Raw genomic sequence first — 14,408 nt, 5'->3', positions numbered from 1 at the left:
ATCTCTCGTAGCGGGAGGCGAATCATACAGCGTTTAGAAGCGCTGTCAACCACCATTTCAACCGCTATCGATCAGGCGATCGAAGCACCACCAGTACTACCTGGATTAAGCAACTCTTTGAATTTCAAGGAGTTTCTCGTTCCGACTACGCTGGAAGTGGGGCGCATTATAAGGGGATTAGAACCCCCGTCAAGGCTTAATTTCAATAAACCTTGATATCGCCTAAAACAAAGCGGGGAGGCCTGTCGGCCTCCCCGCTTCTATATATAGCTACGCCACCAGACACTCACTCCGCCTTGAGCGTAACCCGGGCAAACGCCTTCTTGCCCGCCTGACACACATGAGTGGCGCCAATCGCAAACAAGAAGTCACGCTCGACCACCACACCATCAACCTTGACCGCACCACCATTGAGCAGATCGCGCGCCATCGCCGAGTTCTTCACCAGGCCAGCACGGTTCAGCACAGCAGCGATCGGCAAGTCTTCAGCCGCGGCCACTTCAATCTCGGGCAGATCTTCCGGCAACTCTCCCTCTTTCATGCGATTACCCGCCGCACGGTGGGCGTTGGCAGCCGCCTCTTCACCATGGAAACGCGCAACGAGCTCTTCCGCCAGCTTGATCTTGATGTCGCGCGGGTTCGCACCATTGGCGACATCAGCACGGTACTGCTCGATCTCCTCCATGGAGCGGAAGCTCAGCAATTCGAAGTAACGCCACATCAGCGTGTCCGGGATCGACACCAGCTTGCTGTACATCACCCCAGGCGCTTCCTGGATACCTACATAGTTGCCCAGCGACTTGGACATTTTCTTAACGCCGTCCAGCCCTTCGAGCAGCGGCATGGTCACGATGCTCTGCGCTTCCTGGCCGTAGGCGCGCTGCAGCTCGCGCCCCATCAGCAAGTTGAACTTCTGGTCGGTACCACCCAGCTCCACATCAGCCTTGAGGGCTACCGAGTCGTACCCCTGCACCAGCGGGTAAAGGAACTCATGGATGGCGATCGGCTGATTGGTGGTATAGCGCTTGTCGAAGTCGTCGCGCTCAAGCATGCGCGCCACCGTGTACTGCGACGCCAGGCGAATGAAGTCCGCCGGTGTCAGCTTGTCCATCCAGGTGGAGTTGAACGCGACCTCGGTCTTGGCCGGGTCGAGAATCTTGAACACCTGCTGCTTGTAGGTCTCGGCATTATCCAGCACCTGCTCACGGGTCAACGGCGGGCGCGTCGCGCTTTTGCCACTCGGATCACCGATCATTCCAGTGAAGTCGCCGATCAGGAAGACGACCTGATGACCCAGCTCCTGGAACTGGCGCAGCTTGTTGATCAGCACGGTGTGCCCCAAGTGCAGGTCGGGCGCAGTCGGATCGAAACCTGCTTTGATACGCAGAGGCTGGCCGCGCTTGAGCTTCTCGACCAGTTCCGACTCGACCAACACTTCTTCCGCACCGCGCTTGATAAGCGCCAGCTGCTCTTCAACCGACTTCATAGACAGACCCGCAAGGCTCAGATTCAAGGGGAGCCAACCATACAAGATCGGCCATCAAATACAAGTTTCGCAACGGGATGTGACCTGACCGCAGCCTCGCGGCGTCTACGCGCCCTTGCGTGAAATTGGATTTGGTTATATTTTATACAGTTATTTCATCTTCATCATGTCATTCATCTTTTCCATATTCACTTTTCTTCAAAAAGCCACCTTACCTATGACCGACGAAACGCCTAAAGCGCCACCGCTTTATCCGAAAAGCCATCTGCTGGCCGCCAGCGGCATCGCCGCCCTGCTCAGCCTGGCTCTGCTGGTATTTCCGTCCAGCGAAGTCGAAGCCAAGAAGACCACCCTCAGCCTCGAGCTGGAAAGCCCGGCAGAGCAACTGAAGGGCGAGCCCGGTGCCGCGCCACTGGTGCAGAGCGAAGCAGATCAAGGCTCACCGTTCGCACAAATCGAAGGTGCCGACTCCAAAACCGAGCAAGCTACTCAAGAACTCCCAGCCCTAGAACAGAAACCAGAGGCCAAGGAGCCTGGGCATCGCGAAGTCACCGTGGCGCGTGGCGATACACTGTCCACCCTGTTCGAAAAAGTCGGCCTGCCAGCCAATGCGGTGCACGACCTGCTGGCCAGCAATAAGCAGGCCAAGCAGTTCAGCCAGCTCAAGCATGGCCAGGTGCTGCAATTCGAACTCGACAAGGACGGCCAACTGGCCAGCCTGCAAAGCAAGGTCAGTACCCTCGAGACCATCCGCCTGACAAAGACCGCCAAGGGCTACAGCTTCGACCGCGAAATCAGCAAGCCGTTGGTACGTACTGCCTACGCCCACGGCGTGATCAAAAGTTCGTTGTCGGCCTCGGCCCAGCGTGCCGGCCTGTCGCACAGCCTGACCATGGACATGGCCAAAGTACTGGGCTACGACATCGATTTCGCTCAGGACATCCGCCAGGGTGACGAATTCGACGTCGTCTACGAGCAGAAAGTCATGGATGGCAAGGTGATCGGTACAGGCAACATCCTGTCCGCCCGCTTCACCAACCGCGGCAAGACCTACACTGCGGTGCGCTACACCAACAAGCAGGGCAACACCAGCTACTACACAGCCGACGGCAACAGCTTGCGCAAGGCGTTCATCCGTACCCCCGTGGACTTTGCCCGTATCAGCTCGCGGTTTTCCGCTGGCCGCAAGCACCCGATTCTGAACAAGATCCGCGCACACAAGGGCGTCGACTATGCCGCGCCACGCGGCACACCAATCAAGGCAGCCGGTGACGGTCGCATCGAGCTGGCCGGCCGTCGCGGTGGGTACGGCAACACAGTGATCATCGCCCACGGCAACCGGTACAAAACTCTCTACGGGCACATGCAGGGCTTTGCCAAAGGCATCAAGACCGGCAGCAGTGTGAAGCAGGGGCAGATCATCGGTTATATCGGTACCACCGGCCTGTCTACAGGGCCGCACCTGCACTATGAGTTCCAGGTCAATGGCGTCCACGTCGACCCGCTGAGCCAGAAGGTACCGATGTCCGATCCGATCGCCAAGGCCGAACGTCAGCGGTTCTTGCAGCAGAGCAAGCCACTGATCGCGCGCATGGATCAGGAAAAGGCCACCATGCTCGCAGCGAACAAGCGCTGAGCTATGGCGCTCTACCTGGGAGTAATGTCTGGCACCAGCCTCGACGGCCTGGACATTGCACTGATCGAGCAAGGCGAGCAGCTGAAGCTGCTCGCCACCCACTACCTGCCAATGCCCGCCGACCTGCGTCAGCAACTGCTAGCCCTGTGCGCCAGCGGCCCTGACGAAATCGCACGTGCAGCGTTGGCGGAAAACCGCTGGGCCAGCCTGGCCGCGGAAGGTATACAGCAGCTACTGAAAACACAGGGGCTGCAGCCTGACGCCATCCGCGCCATCGGCAGCCATGGCCAGACCATCCGCCACGAGCCTGCCCGTGGCTTTACCGTGCAGATCGGCAACCCGGCATTACTCGCCGAGCTGACCGGGATCACAGTGGTAGCCGACTTCCGCCGGCGCGATGTGGCTGCTGGCGGCCAAGGCGCTCCGTTGGTGCCCGCGTTTCATGAAACCCTGTTCGGCCGTCTTGGCCAGCGGCTGGCAGTGCTCAACGTAGGCGGTTTCAGCAACCTCAGCCTGATCGAGCACGACAAGCCGGTCCACGGTTTCGACTGCGGCCCCGGCAATGTATTGCTGGATGCCTGGGTCGAGCGTAAACGCGGCCAGGCTTATGACGCAGACGGCGCCTGGGCAGCTACTGGAGTGGTCCAGACCGATTTGCTGGACGCGTTGCTGAGCGACCCTTTCTTCGCCGGCAGCGGCCCTAAGAGTACTGGCCGCGAAGTGTTCAACCTGCCTTGGCTGGATGGCCATCTCGCTCGCATGCCGCATTATCGTGACGAAGATGTTCAGGCCACGCTGCTTGAGCTGACGGCGCGCAGCATCATCGAGTCCTTGCGCGATGCACAGCAAGGCACAGAAGCGCTGCTTGTATGTGGCGGCGGTGCACGCAACGGTGCATTGATGGCTCGCCTTGACGCGCTGCTACCCGATGCCCGGGTCACCAGCACCCAGGCATATGGCGTAGACCCCGACTGGGTCGAGGGCATGGCATTTGCCTGGCTGGCCCACTGCTGCCTGGAAGGCATCGCCGCCAACCGCCCCAGCGTGACGGCAGCCAAGGGGCTGCGGGTTCTCGGCGCGATCTACCCGGCCTGACCTTGCGATCGCAACGAAAACGCCGCGCAAATGCGCGGCGTTTTTTGTACCACCGGGCTTCAGATCGAGAAGGAAGAGCCGCAGCCACAAGTGGTAGCGGCATTCGGGTTCTTGATCACGAAGCGCGAGCCCTCAAGGCCTTCCTGGTAATCCACCTCCGCGCCCGCCAGATACTGGAAGCTCATAGGATCTACCACCAGAGATACACCTTCGCGCTCGACGATGGTGTCATCTTCGGCCACATCTTCATCGAAGGTGAAGCCGTACTGGAAACCCGAGCAGCCGCCACCGGTCACGAAAACCCTCAGCTTCAGGCGATCATTGCCTTCCTCGCAAACCAGGGTCTTCACCTTTTGCGCGGCGCCGTGAGTAAATTCCAAAGCCGTGGGGGTGAAGGTTTCGACGCTCATGTTGATTCTCCCGGCGCAGTAGCCGCCATAAAACTCGATGACGCGCATTATCCGCTTCTCCGAGAAAATCGGTCAACAATACGTAAGCAGCAAGTGACAAGCTCCAAGCTGAACGCAATACGCTCACTTGCAGCTTAGAGCTTGCCGCTTGCCGCTTGTGGCTGCTGTCAGGGCAGCAGGCCCGCATGGGACAGGCCCATGCGCTCGTCCAGGCCGAACAGGATGTTCAGGTTCTGCACCGCCTGGCCTGACGCGCCCTTGACCAGGTTATCGATGACCGACAGCACTACCACCAGGTCACCACCTTGCGGGCGATGAACGGCGATACGGCAGACGTTGGCACCGCGCACGCTACGGGTTTCCGGGTGGCTGCCCGCTGGCATCACGTCGACGAACGGCTCGTCTGCGTAGCGCTTCTCGAACAGTGCCTGCAAGTCGACCGACTTATCGGCCACTGTCGCGTACAGGGTCGAGTGAATGCCGCGGATCATCGGGGTCAGATGCGGCACGAAGGTCAGGCCGATGTCCGTGCCTGCAGCCAGGCGTAGGCCTTGGCTGATTTCCGGCAAGTGACGGTGGCCCTTGACCGCGTAGGCCTTCATGCTCTCGCCAGCTTCGCAGAACAGCGAACCCACGGCGGCGCCACGACCGGCGCCGCTGACACCCGACTTGCAGTCGGCGATCAGGCGCAACGGGTCGGCCAGGCCAGCTTCAAGCAGCGGCAGGAAGCCCAACTGGGTAGCGGTCGGGTAGCAGCCCGGCACAGCGATCAGGCGCGCCTGGCGAATTTTCTCACGGTTGACTTCAGGCAGGCCGTAGACCGCATCCTTGAGCAACTCCGGCGCGCCGTGCGGCTGCCCGTACCATTTTGCCCACTCGGCAGCGTCCTGCAGGCGGAAGTCGGCGGACAGGTCAATGACCTTGGTCCCGGCAGCCAGCAACTCACCGGCCAAAGCGTGGGCGACACCGTGCGGGGTGGCGAAGAAGACCACGTCGCAGGCTGACAGAGCCTTGCTGTCCGGCACGCTGAAAGCCAGGCCGTCATAGTGGCCGCGCAGGTTCGGATACATGTCGGCGACCGCTACGCCCGCCTCGGAGCGCGAAGTGATGACCGCCACCTCGGCCTGTGGATGCTGTGCCAGCAGACGCAACAGTTCGACGCCGGTGTAACCCGTGCCGCCGACGATACCGACCTTGATCATAACGCTTGCCCCTTATCAACGAGCCGTCTGGAAAGCGCACGATGATAGGGGCGCAAGGCGCCTGTAACAACTCTTCGGGTGACCCTTCGGGCGCTTGGCCTCTACTATCTGACGACCGTGAATACCTGAAGGAACTCTCTCCATGCTTTACCTATGGATAAAAGCGCTGCACATCGTCAGCGTCGTCTGCTGGTTCGCCGGTCTGTTCTACCTGCCCCGGCTGTTCGTCTACCACGCCCAAAGCCAGGACAGCATCAGCCAGGACCGCTTCGTGACCATGGAGCGCAAGCTGTACCGCGGCATCATGAACCCGGCGATGATTGCCACCTACGTGTTCGGCGCCTGGATGCTCTATCTCACGCCAGGCTGGCTGAGCCAGGGCTGGCTGCACGCCAAGCTGACACTGGTGCTCCTGCTCACCGGCTACCATCACATGTGCGGCGCCCAGCGCAAACGCTTTGCCACCGGTGCCAACACCCGCAGCCACGTTTACTACCGCTGGTTCAACGAGGTACCCGTGCTGTTCCTGCTGGCCATCGTGATTCTTGTGGTGGTCAAACCGTTCTGACGACAATCGCACTGTACAGGAGCCCCGCCCATGTCATTGCCTGCTTCGCTCGAACAACGCCTGCGCTTGCCCGTGGTGGCGGCGCCGATGTTCCTGATCTCCAACCCCCAGCTGGTCCTGGCCTGCTGCGGCAACGGCGTGGTCGGCAGTTTCCCCGCCCTGAACCAGCGCGACAGTGCCGGTTTCAAGGGCTGGCTCGAGGAGATCGAAGCGGGCCTTGGGCAGCTGCAGGCGCCAGCCCCTTATGCGGTCAATCTGATCGTCCACCCATCCAACCCGCGCCTGCAGGCTGACCTTGCCCTGTGTGTCGAGCATCAGGTGCCTATAGTCATCACCAGTCTTGGCGCGGTGAAGGAAGTCGTCGATGCCGTACACGGCTATGGCGGCCTGGTGTTCCATGATGTGACCACCCGGCGTCACGCTGAGAAAGCTGCACAGGCCGGCGTCGATGGCCTGATCGCGGTGGCGGCAGGTGCAGGCGGGCATGCTGGCACCTGGAGCCCGTTCGCCCTTGCGGCCGAAACCCGCCAGTTTTTCGACAAGACCCTGCTATTGGCCGGCTGCATCAACCACGGCCATGAAATACTCGCCGCCCAGTTGCTTGGCGCGGACCTGGCCTACATGGGGACTCGCTTCATTGCCACCCAGGAGAGCCATGCCCAAGAGGCGTATAAACAGATGCTGCTCGGCGCCCATGCAGCGGACATCGTCCATACCTCAGCGGTTTCGGGCATACCGGCAAGCTTTTTGCGCCAGAGCCTTGAACAGGCTGGGTTTGACATGGCCGCACTGAAGGCCGGCCAGGAACAGGGCAAACTCAAGCCAATCGATGATGAAGCCAAGGCCTGGAAGACAGTATGGTCTGCCGGGCAAGGCGTCGGAGATATCCATGACCTGCCCGGCGCCGCAGCACTGATCGAGCGCCTGCACGGCGAATACAGAGCAGCCCTGGAGCGCAGCCAGGCGTTACGCGCCAAGGCCTTGTAGCAAAAGGCAACACCTGGCCTGGCCACGCTGTACACTAGGCGCCCTCTTTAGCCCTCAGGAGCCTTGCATGACCCGTTACGCCATGATCACTGGTGCTTCCAGCGGCCTGGGCTTGGCCCTGGCGGAAGCTCTGGCGCGGCGCGGGCGCAATCTGATCCTGGTGGCACGCCACCGTGAAACCCTTGAGCCGGTAGCCATCGAGCTGACCCAGCGCTTCGGCGTCGAAGTACTGCTACGCGCCTGCGACCTCAGCCAACCGCTGCGCCTGTCCGGTTTCGTACTCGAGCTGGAAGAGGGCGAGCGGCGCATCGACCTGTTGGTCAACTGCGCCGGCCAACGTACCTATGGCCCGTTTCTCGCCCACGAGTGGGCAGACGAGCAAGACCTGCTGGAGGTGAACATTCTCGCCATGAGCCGCCTGTGCCATGCCATCGGCAACCTCATGGCAGTACAGGGTGGTGGGCAGATCCTCAATGTCGCCGGCCTGGCCGCCGTAGCGCCAGGCCCCTGGATGGCCACCTATGCCGCCAGCAAGGCCTATGTGCTGCATTTCACCGAAGCCCTGCGCGAAGAGCTCAAGCCCACGGGCATCAAGGTTTCGGTCCTTTGCCCCGGCCCGGTGCGCTCTTCGCGCCGGCGTATTCCCAGGCTCGAAGGCAGCAGCCGCTGCCTCAGCCCCGAAGAGGTGGCGCTGTACACCGTGCGCGCATTGGCGAAAAACCGGGCGCTGATCATTCCGGTTCGCCGCAACCGCTGGCTGGCATTCGCCCCGCGCCTGTTGCCCCGCTGGTTGGCGCGCAAGCTTGCAGGCTTCATCCACCGCCGTTACTGCCCGGTCGGAATGGAATAGCCCACTGGGCGAGCGGCGCCTGGCTAAGTACACTCGGCCAGGACACTCACCTTGGAGCAAGTGCTGTGGACGATTTATTCATCAAGATCATCAACCGGGAAATCCCGGCGAAGATCATCTACGAGGACGACCAGGTTCTGGCCTTCCACGACATCGCGCCCCAGGCGCCGGTGCACTTTCTGGTCATCCCGAAAAAACACATCCGTACGCTCAATGACCTGACCGAAGAGGACAAGGGCCTGGCCGGCCACATCCTGTTCACCGCCCAGCGCCTGGCCAAGGAGCTTGGCTGCGACGATGGCTTCCGCGTGGTCATGAACTGCAACGAGCAAGGCGGCCAGACCGTCTACCACATCCACATGCACGTGCTCGGCCAGCGCCAGATGCACTGGCCACCGGGCTGACCCAAGGCAAGCCCACCCCGGGCGATTGAGGTAAACTGTCGGGCATCACTTCAGCGGAGGTGCCCGATGGCTACCGAACGTCACTATTCGCCGCTCGACCGCTTGTTGCTGCAGGCCGATACCGCCATGCGCACATTGCTGCCCTTCAGCGGCCAACCCTCCCGGCCGTCTCCGGCCATTGTCCAGCCCGACGTCGAGCTCGACGAAAGCCAGACCCGCCACATCGCCGGGCTCATGCGCATCAACCATACCGGCGAAGTCTGCGCCCAGGCGCTGTACCAAGGCCAGGCCCTGACCGCCAAGCTGCCCCAGGTGCGCAAGGCAATGGAGCATGCAGCCGAGGAAGAAATCGACCACCTGGCCTGGTGCGAACAGCGCATCCGTCAATTGGGCAGCCACCCCAGCGTGCTCAATCCGCTGTTCTACGGCATGTCGTTCGGCATCGGCGCGCTCGCCGGCATGGTCAGCGACAAGGTCAGCCTGGGCTTCGTCGCTGCCACCGAGCATCAGGTGTGCAAACACCTGGACGAACACCTGGAGCAGATCCCCCATGAGGACGAAAAGTCCCGTGCCATTCTCGAGCAGATGCGCGTCGACGAAGAGCAACACGCCGATTCGGCCCTTGAAGCAGGTGGCTATCGCTTCCCCGCGCCCGTACGTTTCGGTATGAGCATGCTGGCCAAGGTCATGACCAAAAGCACTTACCGCATCTAAGGGCACGCCAATGACGGACCGTATCGACGCCAAGGACCTGGCGCGCGCCGTACAAGCAGGAGTTCTCCAGCCGGGCCAGGACAAGGCCCTGCTGGACTTTCTGCGCCAGCAGCCAGCAGCTCGTGGCAGTTTCCAGCTGGCACACGTCGCCTTCTATTTCGGCGCCCTACTGATCATGGGGGCGATGGGCTGGCTGCTGACCGAAGCCTGGATGCGAATCGGTGATTGGGCGCTGCTGGCCATCGCCGTTCTTTACATCGGTCTTCTCACCCTGTTCGCCCTCAACCTGCAAAAACGCCAGCAACCCATCGCAGCTGGCGTCTTGGCGGCGGTCGCGGTAAGCATCGTGCCCCTGGCTGTCTTTGCCATCGAACGCCTGGCCGGGTGGTGGCCACTGGACGATCGGCAAACGGACTATCACCAGTACTACACCTATGTGCAGGGCGGATGGCTGATGATGGAGGCGGCCACGGTGGTCGCCGGTTTGTTGATGCTGCGCCTGATCCCCTACCCGTTTATCGTGATGCCGATTGCCGTGGCCTTATGGTTCATGTCGATGGACCTTAGCGAGTGGGTGTTCGGCTCACCCTTCAGCTGGGAACAGCGGCGCACGGTTTCGCTGTGGTTCGGGCTCGGGCTGCTCATGGTGTTTCTGGTGGTCGACGGGCGCACGCGTGAGGATTACGCCCACTGGGGTTACCTGGCAGGGCTGGCAGCGTTCTGGGGTGGGCTGACGATGATCGAAAGCGACAGCGAGCTGGGTAAGGCGCTGTACTGTCTGATCAACCTGGGTCTGATGGCAATGGCGGTGCTGCTGCGCCGGCCGGTGTTCATGGTGTTCGGGGCGCTGGGGGTGGCAGCTTATCTTGGCTACCTGTCTTACGAGGTATTTGCCGAGTCGCTGCTGTTCCCGGTGGTGCTGACCTTGATCGGGTTGGGGGTGATCGGGCTGGGGCTGGGTTATCAAAAGCGCCGGGAGCACCTCAGCCAGTCATTGAGGCGTTGCGTACCTCGTTGGCTGGTAGTGGCTCTCCCAGCCTTGCGCAACTGAAGAGCGCCGGGGCCGCCTTGCGGCCCTTTCGCGACGCAAGGCCGCGCCCACAGACCGCGAACCTTCGAGCGGCCTTGTGTCGCGAAAGGGCTGCGCAGCAGCCCACAAGTCTCAACCCAGCTCAACGATCTCGTAGCCGTGGGTGATTTCCACGCCCGCGCGCTCCAGCATGATCGACGCCGAGCAATATTTTTCCGCCGACAGCTCCACCGCACGCTTGACCTGCGCCTCTTTCAGCCCGCGCCCTTTGACCACGAAGTTCATATGAATCTTGGTAAACACCTTCGGGTCTTCGCTGGCGCGCTCGGCCTCCAGGAAGGCTTCGCAGCTTTCCACCGCTTGGCGCGATTTCTTCAGGATACTCACTACGTCGAAGCTGCTGCAGCCACCCAGGCCGAGCAGGAGCATTTCCATCGGGCGCACGCCCAGATTGCGGCCCCCAGCCTCGGGTGGGCCGTCCATCACCACGACGTGCCCGCTCCCCGATTCGCCAAGGAACATCGCTTCACCGGCCCATTGGATGCGTGCCTTCATCTGTCCGTACTCCTGAATCTCGCAAAAGGGTGTCAGCTTAAGCCTTGTGTGGCTGTCGGAAAAGCTCCACACGTTTGGCATTTGTGCCGAAACATCCTGCAGTGTCTGATAAGCTGGCGCCAATTGACTGACGCGTCGCGTTAGCCGACTCCCCACCAGAGCCTATGGGTCGTATCGAACAGGATTTCGTGATGGTTGCCTCAGCCCTACCCGCCAAGATCAAGAACATCGACAAGCTGCTGATGCACTGCCAGCGCCGCCGCTACACCGCCAAGAGCAACATCATCTGCGCGGGTGACCGGGCCGAAACGCTGTCGTTCATCATCAAGGGTTCAGTCACCATCCTCATTGAGGATGACGAAGGCCACGAGATGATCATCGCCTACCTCAACAGTGGCGATTTCTTCGGCGAACTGGGTTTGTTCGAACCCGCCGGCAGCGATCAGCAGCGCAGCGCCTGGGTGCGCGCCAAGACCGAGTGCGAGGTGGCGGAGATCAGCTATGACAAGTTTCGCGACCTGGCCCGCCAGGACCCGGAGATTCTCTACGCCCTCGGCAGCCAGATGGCCCAGCGCCTGCGCAACACCACGCGCAAGGTGGGCGACCTGGCCTTCTTCGACGTTACCGGCCGGGTCGCCCGTTGCCTGCTGGACCTGTGCAAGCAGCCAGACGCCATGACCCACCCGGACGGCATGCAAATCAAGATCACCCGCCAGGAAATTGGCCGTATCGTCGGTTGCTCGCGAGAAATGGTCGGCCGCGTGCTCAAGGACCTCGAGGAACGCAGCCTGGTCCAGGTCAAGGGCAAGACCATGGTGGTTTACGGTACCCGTTAGTCCTTGGGCAGCGCTGCAAGCACTTCGCTGTAAGCCTTCGACAGGCGCTCGAACCAGGGTACAGCGGGCGCCACTTCGTGCAGGGCAATATGACTATCGGCCCGGCAACGCTGCTCGAGCCCGCAACATTCATTGAAACGGTTGACCGCCGCGACCATCGACTCGCGCTCGTTATCCAGCAACAACGCACCATGCACCAGCACCACCGGCCGTTTTCCACCCAGCCCCTGGCGCCAGCGCTGGGCAGTCCCCACCAGCTTGCGGCCATTGAGGTTGACGTTATAGCGGCCGTCGCAGAAGGCCCCGTCGATCTCGCCCACCGAAGCCACACCGCCCCATTCGCGCAGTACATCGCACAACGGCAGGCAGAGGCGTTCATACGCGTTCTCGATACGGCCATGGTCGCCTTCGCTGCGTGGAGCGACATACACCAGCGCCACATTCACTGTCGAATGCGACTGAGGGACCGGCTCCCCACCGGTTTCACGCAACAGCACTGGCCAGCCAGCGATCGCCAACTCCGAGCAGGCTGCCTCGAAGTTGTCCAGGCGGCTCATGCGCCGAGGCATGACCAGCGCATGATCCGTCGGGCGCCAGAACAGCACACCACTTTCGGTTTCGCCACGGCAGACCGCAGCCAAAAGATCTTGCTCGGCGTGCAGGCCCTGCTCGACGGTGAGGGCCAGGGGTTGATCGGTCATTGATCCACCTTCGATAAAGCCGGCGATTGCCGGCTTCAACGTTGCTTAGTCCAGTTGCTGCACAGTCTTCTTCACCTGTTCAGGGAAGAACAACCGCTGCAGTTCCAACCCCGGCTGCTCGGCCCGCATGAACGCCTCACCCACCAGGAACGAGTAAACGTCATTGATTTCCATCAACTCGACATCGGCACGGTTGAGAATGCCACTCTCGGTGATGGCCAGGCGATCCCGGGGGATGCGTGGCAGCAGGTCAAGAGTGGTCTCCAGGCTGACTTCGAAAGTATGCAGGTTACGGTTGTTGACCCCCACCAGCGGGGTATCAAGCGTTTTCAACGCACGCTCCAGCTCGTCACCGTCATGTACTTCGACCAGCACGTCGAGACCGACGTCCTTGGCGGTAGCGGCCAACTCGGCCATCTTGACGTCATCGAGCGCCGACACGATCAGCAGCACGCAGTCTGCGCCCAAGGCGCGTGCTTCGATGATCTGATAAGGGTCGACCATGAAATCTTTGCGGATCACCGGCAGCGAAACAGCGGCGCGCGCCTGCTGCAGGTACTCATCGGCACCCTGGAAATAGTCCACATCGGTCAACACCGACAGGCAAGTCGCCCCGCCCTTTTCGTAACTGACGGCAATTTCCGACGGCACGAAGTTTTCGCGGATCACGCCCTTGCTCGGCGAGGCCTTCTTGATTTCGGCAATCACCGCTGGCTGCTTGCGCTTGGCTTGCTCGATCAGGGCATTGGCAAACCCGCGCGGGCCATCCGCCGCCTTGGCCAGGCGCTCCATTTCGGCGAGGCTGACGCGCGCGCTGCGCTCTGCCACTTCCTGGAACTTGCGGGCAATGATCCTTTCCAGCACCGTCGGGACACTCATGCTTCGTTCTCCACCTTGAATACCGCTGTAAAGGCACCCAGCTCCTGCAGCTTTTCCCAGGCCAGCCCGGTGTGCAGCACATCGTGGGCCAGATCCACACCAGCCTTCAGGCTCATGGCGTGGTCAGCGGCGTACAACGCAGCGCCCGCATTGAGCACTATCATCTCGGCAGCCTTCTGGCCATTCTCGGTCTTGCGCCGGCCCAGTGCATCACGGATCAACTCCAACGACGCCTGTGGGTTCTCGACTGCCAGGCCATGCAGGCTCTGGCTCTTGATGCCAAGGTCTTCAGGCTCGACCCAGTATTCGCTGATCTGGTCGTTCTTCAGTTCGGCGACAAAGGTAGGCGCGGCCAGGCTGAACTCATCCAGGCCATCCTTGGAATGCACGACCAGCACATGCTTGCTACCCAGGCGTTGCAGCACTTGCGCCAGCGGGCGGCACAAGGCCTGGCTAAATACACCAACCACCTGGTGTTTCACCCCAGCCGGATTCGTAAGCGGGCCGAGCATGTTGAACAGGGTACGCAGGCCCAGGTCGCGGCGCGGGCCTGCGGCATGTTTCATGGCCGAGTGATGGCTCTGGGCGAACATGAAGCCGATACCGAGGCTGTCAATGCAGCGCCCCACTTGGATAGGTGTCAGGTTCAGGTAGATGCCGGCAGCTTCCAGCAGGTCAGCGCTGCCGCTCTTACCGGAAACTGCGCGATTGCCATGTTTGGCCACGGTGCAGCCTGCCGCCGCCAGGACGAACGAGGAGGCGGTGGAAACGTTGAAGATGTTGGCGCCATCACCGCCCGTACCGACGATGTCGACTACGCCATCAAGGCTTTTCAGCTCGACCTTGTCAGCCAGCTCACGCATGACCGAAACCGCGCCAACGATCTCGTCGATGCTCTCGCTCTTCATGCGCATGCCCATCAGGAAGGCGCCGATCTGCGCCTCACTGCATTGGCCGGTCATGATCTGGCGCATCACATCGCGCATTTCTTCGGTGGAAAGGTCCAGGTGGCCGACAATACGGCTCAACGCGCTTTTGATATCCATGCTCGGTCC

Annotated in this window: 17 protein-coding genes; 10 read left to right on the top strand and 7 right to left on the bottom strand. The window is 61.4% G+C overall.

What is annotated here, in order from left to right; all coding sequences use genetic code 11:
* Positions 1-216: hypothetical protein (locus tag NGJ21_RS22530; protein WP_251962690.1), on the top strand; the 216-nt coding region annotated here is incomplete at its 5' end.
* 70 nt (positions 217-286) lie between these two features.
* On the opposite strand, the gene tyrS is transcribed toward NGJ21_RS22530, so the two are convergent.
* Positions 287-1,486: a tyrosine--tRNA ligase gene (gene tyrS / locus NGJ21_RS22525; protein WP_046787598.1), complete on the bottom strand. Its 1,200-nt coding sequence runs from the start codon at positions 1,484-1,486 to the stop codon at positions 287-289.
* A 217-nt stretch (positions 1,487-1,703) separates the two neighbouring features.
* Between tyrS and NGJ21_RS22520 the strand changes: the two genes are divergently transcribed.
* Positions 1,704-3,122 carry a peptidoglycan DD-metalloendopeptidase family protein gene (locus tag NGJ21_RS22520; protein ID WP_115273015.1) on the top strand — a complete coding sequence of 473 codons (1,419 nt, stop codon included), beginning with the start codon at positions 1,704-1,706 and terminating at the stop codon, positions 3,120-3,122.
* Between the two features lie 3 nt (positions 3,123-3,125).
* On the top strand, positions 3,126-4,217 hold the full coding sequence (locus tag NGJ21_RS22515) for an anhydro-N-acetylmuramic acid kinase (protein ID WP_115273016.1): 1,092 nt from the start codon (positions 3,126-3,128) through the stop codon (positions 4,215-4,217).
* A gap of 59 nt (positions 4,218-4,276) precedes the next feature.
* Here NGJ21_RS22515 and erpA read toward each other — a convergent pair whose 3' ends face one another.
* Both erpA and argC read right to left on the bottom strand, forming a co-directional pair.
* Positions 4,277-4,627 (bottom strand): iron-sulfur cluster insertion protein ErpA, encoded by a 351-nt coding sequence (erpA, locus tag NGJ21_RS22510; protein ID WP_046787605.1) that lies wholly within the window; start codon positions 4,625-4,627, stop codon positions 4,277-4,279.
* A 167-nt stretch (positions 4,628-4,794) separates the two neighbouring features.
* Positions 4,795-5,829: an N-acetyl-gamma-glutamyl-phosphate reductase gene (argC, locus tag NGJ21_RS22505; RefSeq protein WP_046787595.1), complete on the bottom strand. Its 1,035-nt coding sequence runs from the start codon at positions 5,827-5,829 to the stop codon at positions 4,795-4,797.
* A 142-nt stretch (positions 5,830-5,971) separates the two neighbouring features.
* Here argC and hemJ point away from each other — a divergent pair, with 142 nt between their 5' ends.
* The 6 genes from hemJ to NGJ21_RS22475 all read left to right on the top strand — a co-directional run bounded on the left by hemJ (position 5,972) and on the right by NGJ21_RS22475 (position 10,403).
* A complete protein-coding gene (hemJ, locus tag NGJ21_RS22500) occupies positions 5,972-6,397 on the top strand; it encodes a protoporphyrinogen oxidase HemJ (protein ID WP_046787594.1) in 426 nt (141 codons plus the stop codon).
* Positions 6,398-6,427: 30 nt separating this feature from the next.
* Entirely contained in the window at positions 6,428-7,384 is a 957-nt protein-coding gene (locus NGJ21_RS22495; RefSeq protein ID WP_251962689.1) for an NAD(P)H-dependent flavin oxidoreductase, read from the top strand.
* Positions 7,385-7,451: 67 nt separating this feature from the next.
* The gene (locus NGJ21_RS22490) at positions 7,452-8,234 is read left to right on the top strand and encodes an SDR family NAD(P)-dependent oxidoreductase (protein WP_115273018.1); all 783 of its coding nucleotides are present in this window, start codon (positions 7,452-7,454) and stop codon (positions 8,232-8,234) included.
* Between the two features lie 65 nt (positions 8,235-8,299).
* Complete coding sequence (locus NGJ21_RS22485; protein WP_115273019.1) at positions 8,300-8,638, top strand: histidine triad nucleotide-binding protein; 339 nt, start codon at positions 8,300-8,302, stop codon at positions 8,636-8,638.
* Positions 8,639-8,704: 66 nt separating this feature from the next.
* Positions 8,705-9,352 carry a 2-polyprenyl-3-methyl-6-methoxy-1,4-benzoquinone monooxygenase gene (gene coq7, locus NGJ21_RS22480; RefSeq protein ID WP_012316538.1) on the top strand — a complete coding sequence of 216 codons (648 nt, stop codon included), beginning with the start codon at positions 8,705-8,707 and terminating at the stop codon, positions 9,350-9,352.
* Between the two features lie 10 nt (positions 9,353-9,362).
* On the top strand, positions 9,363-10,403 hold the full coding sequence (locus NGJ21_RS22475; protein ID WP_204919015.1) for a DUF2157 domain-containing protein: 1,041 nt from the start codon (positions 9,363-9,365) through the stop codon (positions 10,401-10,403).
* Between the two features lie 111 nt (positions 10,404-10,514).
* Here the strand turns inward: NGJ21_RS22475 and NGJ21_RS22470 are convergent, their stop codons facing one another.
* Complete coding sequence (locus NGJ21_RS22470) at positions 10,515-10,937, bottom strand: OsmC family protein (RefSeq protein ID WP_004376171.1); 423 nt, start codon at positions 10,935-10,937, stop codon at positions 10,515-10,517.
* Positions 10,938-11,128: 191 nt separating this feature from the next.
* Here NGJ21_RS22470 and crp point away from each other — a divergent pair, with 191 nt between their 5' ends.
* Entirely contained in the window at positions 11,129-11,773 is a 645-nt protein-coding gene (gene crp / locus NGJ21_RS22465) for a cAMP-activated global transcriptional regulator CRP (RefSeq protein ID WP_046787604.1), read from the top strand.
* Here the strand turns inward: crp and NGJ21_RS22460 are convergent.
* The 3 genes from NGJ21_RS22460 to trpD are packed head-to-tail and all read right to left on the bottom strand — an operon-like array spanning position 11,770 to position 14,399.
* Complete coding sequence (locus NGJ21_RS22460; protein ID WP_125924639.1) at positions 11,770-12,474, bottom strand: lipoate--protein ligase family protein; 705 nt, start codon at positions 12,472-12,474, stop codon at positions 11,770-11,772. The two genes, crp and NGJ21_RS22460, sit on opposite strands and share 4 nt — an antisense overlap.
* 45 nt (positions 12,475-12,519) lie before the next feature.
* Positions 12,520-13,353 (bottom strand): indole-3-glycerol phosphate synthase TrpC, encoded by an 834-nt coding sequence (trpC, locus tag NGJ21_RS22455; protein WP_115273022.1) that lies wholly within the window; start codon positions 13,351-13,353, stop codon positions 12,520-12,522.
* Positions 13,350-14,399 (bottom strand): anthranilate phosphoribosyltransferase, encoded by a 1,050-nt coding sequence (gene trpD, locus NGJ21_RS22450; protein ID WP_251962688.1) that lies wholly within the window; start codon positions 14,397-14,399, stop codon positions 13,350-13,352. Before trpD ends, trpC begins: the two co-directional genes overlap by 4 nt.
* Positions 14,400-14,408: the final 9 nt, after the last annotated feature.

This window comes from Pseudomonas sp. Marseille-Q5299 (genome assembly GCF_943737035.1).
Classification (GTDB): domain Bacteria; phylum Pseudomonadota; class Gammaproteobacteria; order Pseudomonadales; family Pseudomonadaceae; genus Aquipseudomonas; species Aquipseudomonas putida_E.
The sequence above is the reverse complement of the archived record's forward strand: the minus strand, read 5'-3'. Positions and strand labels throughout refer to the sequence as shown.

What these genes read in the sequence shown, in the direction of transcription:
- trpD (WP_251962688.1), bottom strand. Translation starts at nt 14,399, where the DNA reads ATGGATATCAAAAGCGCGTTGAGCCGTATTGTCGGCCACCTGGACCTT.
- hemJ (WP_046787594.1), top strand. Translation starts at nt 5,972, where the DNA reads ATGCTTTACCTATGGATAAAAGCGCTGCACATCGTCAGCGTCGTCTGC.
- tyrS (WP_046787598.1), bottom strand. Translation starts at nt 1,486, where the DNA reads ATGAAGTCGGTTGAAGAGCAGCTGGCGCTTATCAAGCGCGGTGCGGAA.
- argC (WP_046787595.1), bottom strand. Translation starts at nt 5,829, where the DNA reads ATGATCAAGGTCGGTATCGTCGGCGGCACGGGTTACACCGGCGTCGAA.
- trpC (WP_115273022.1), bottom strand. Translation starts at nt 13,353, where the DNA reads ATGAGTGTCCCGACGGTGCTGGAAAGGATCATTGCCCGCAAGTTCCAG.
- crp (WP_046787604.1), top strand. Translation starts at nt 11,129, where the DNA reads ATGGTTGCCTCAGCCCTACCCGCCAAGATCAAGAACATCGACAAGCTG.
- NGJ21_RS22490 (WP_115273018.1), top strand. Translation starts at nt 7,452, where the DNA reads ATGACCCGTTACGCCATGATCACTGGTGCTTCCAGCGGCCTGGGCTTG.
- NGJ21_RS22470 (WP_004376171.1), bottom strand. Translation starts at nt 10,937, where the DNA reads ATGAAGGCACGCATCCAATGGGCCGGTGAAGCGATGTTCCTTGGCGAA.
- erpA (WP_046787605.1), bottom strand. Translation starts at nt 4,627, where the DNA reads ATGAGCGTCGAAACCTTCACCCCCACGGCTTTGGAATTTACTCACGGC.
- NGJ21_RS22495 (WP_251962689.1), top strand. Translation starts at nt 6,428, where the DNA reads ATGTCATTGCCTGCTTCGCTCGAACAACGCCTGCGCTTGCCCGTGGTG.
- NGJ21_RS22475 (WP_204919015.1), top strand. Translation starts at nt 9,363, where the DNA reads ATGACGGACCGTATCGACGCCAAGGACCTGGCGCGCGCCGTACAAGCA.
- NGJ21_RS22460 (WP_125924639.1), bottom strand. Translation starts at nt 12,474, where the DNA reads ATGACCGATCAACCCCTGGCCCTCACCGTCGAGCAGGGCCTGCACGCC.
- NGJ21_RS22515 (WP_115273016.1), top strand. Translation starts at nt 3,126, where the DNA reads ATGGCGCTCTACCTGGGAGTAATGTCTGGCACCAGCCTCGACGGCCTG.
- NGJ21_RS22520 (WP_115273015.1), top strand. Translation starts at nt 1,704, where the DNA reads ATGACCGACGAAACGCCTAAAGCGCCACCGCTTTATCCGAAAAGCCAT.
- coq7 (WP_012316538.1), top strand. Translation starts at nt 8,705, where the DNA reads ATGGCTACCGAACGTCACTATTCGCCGCTCGACCGCTTGTTGCTGCAG.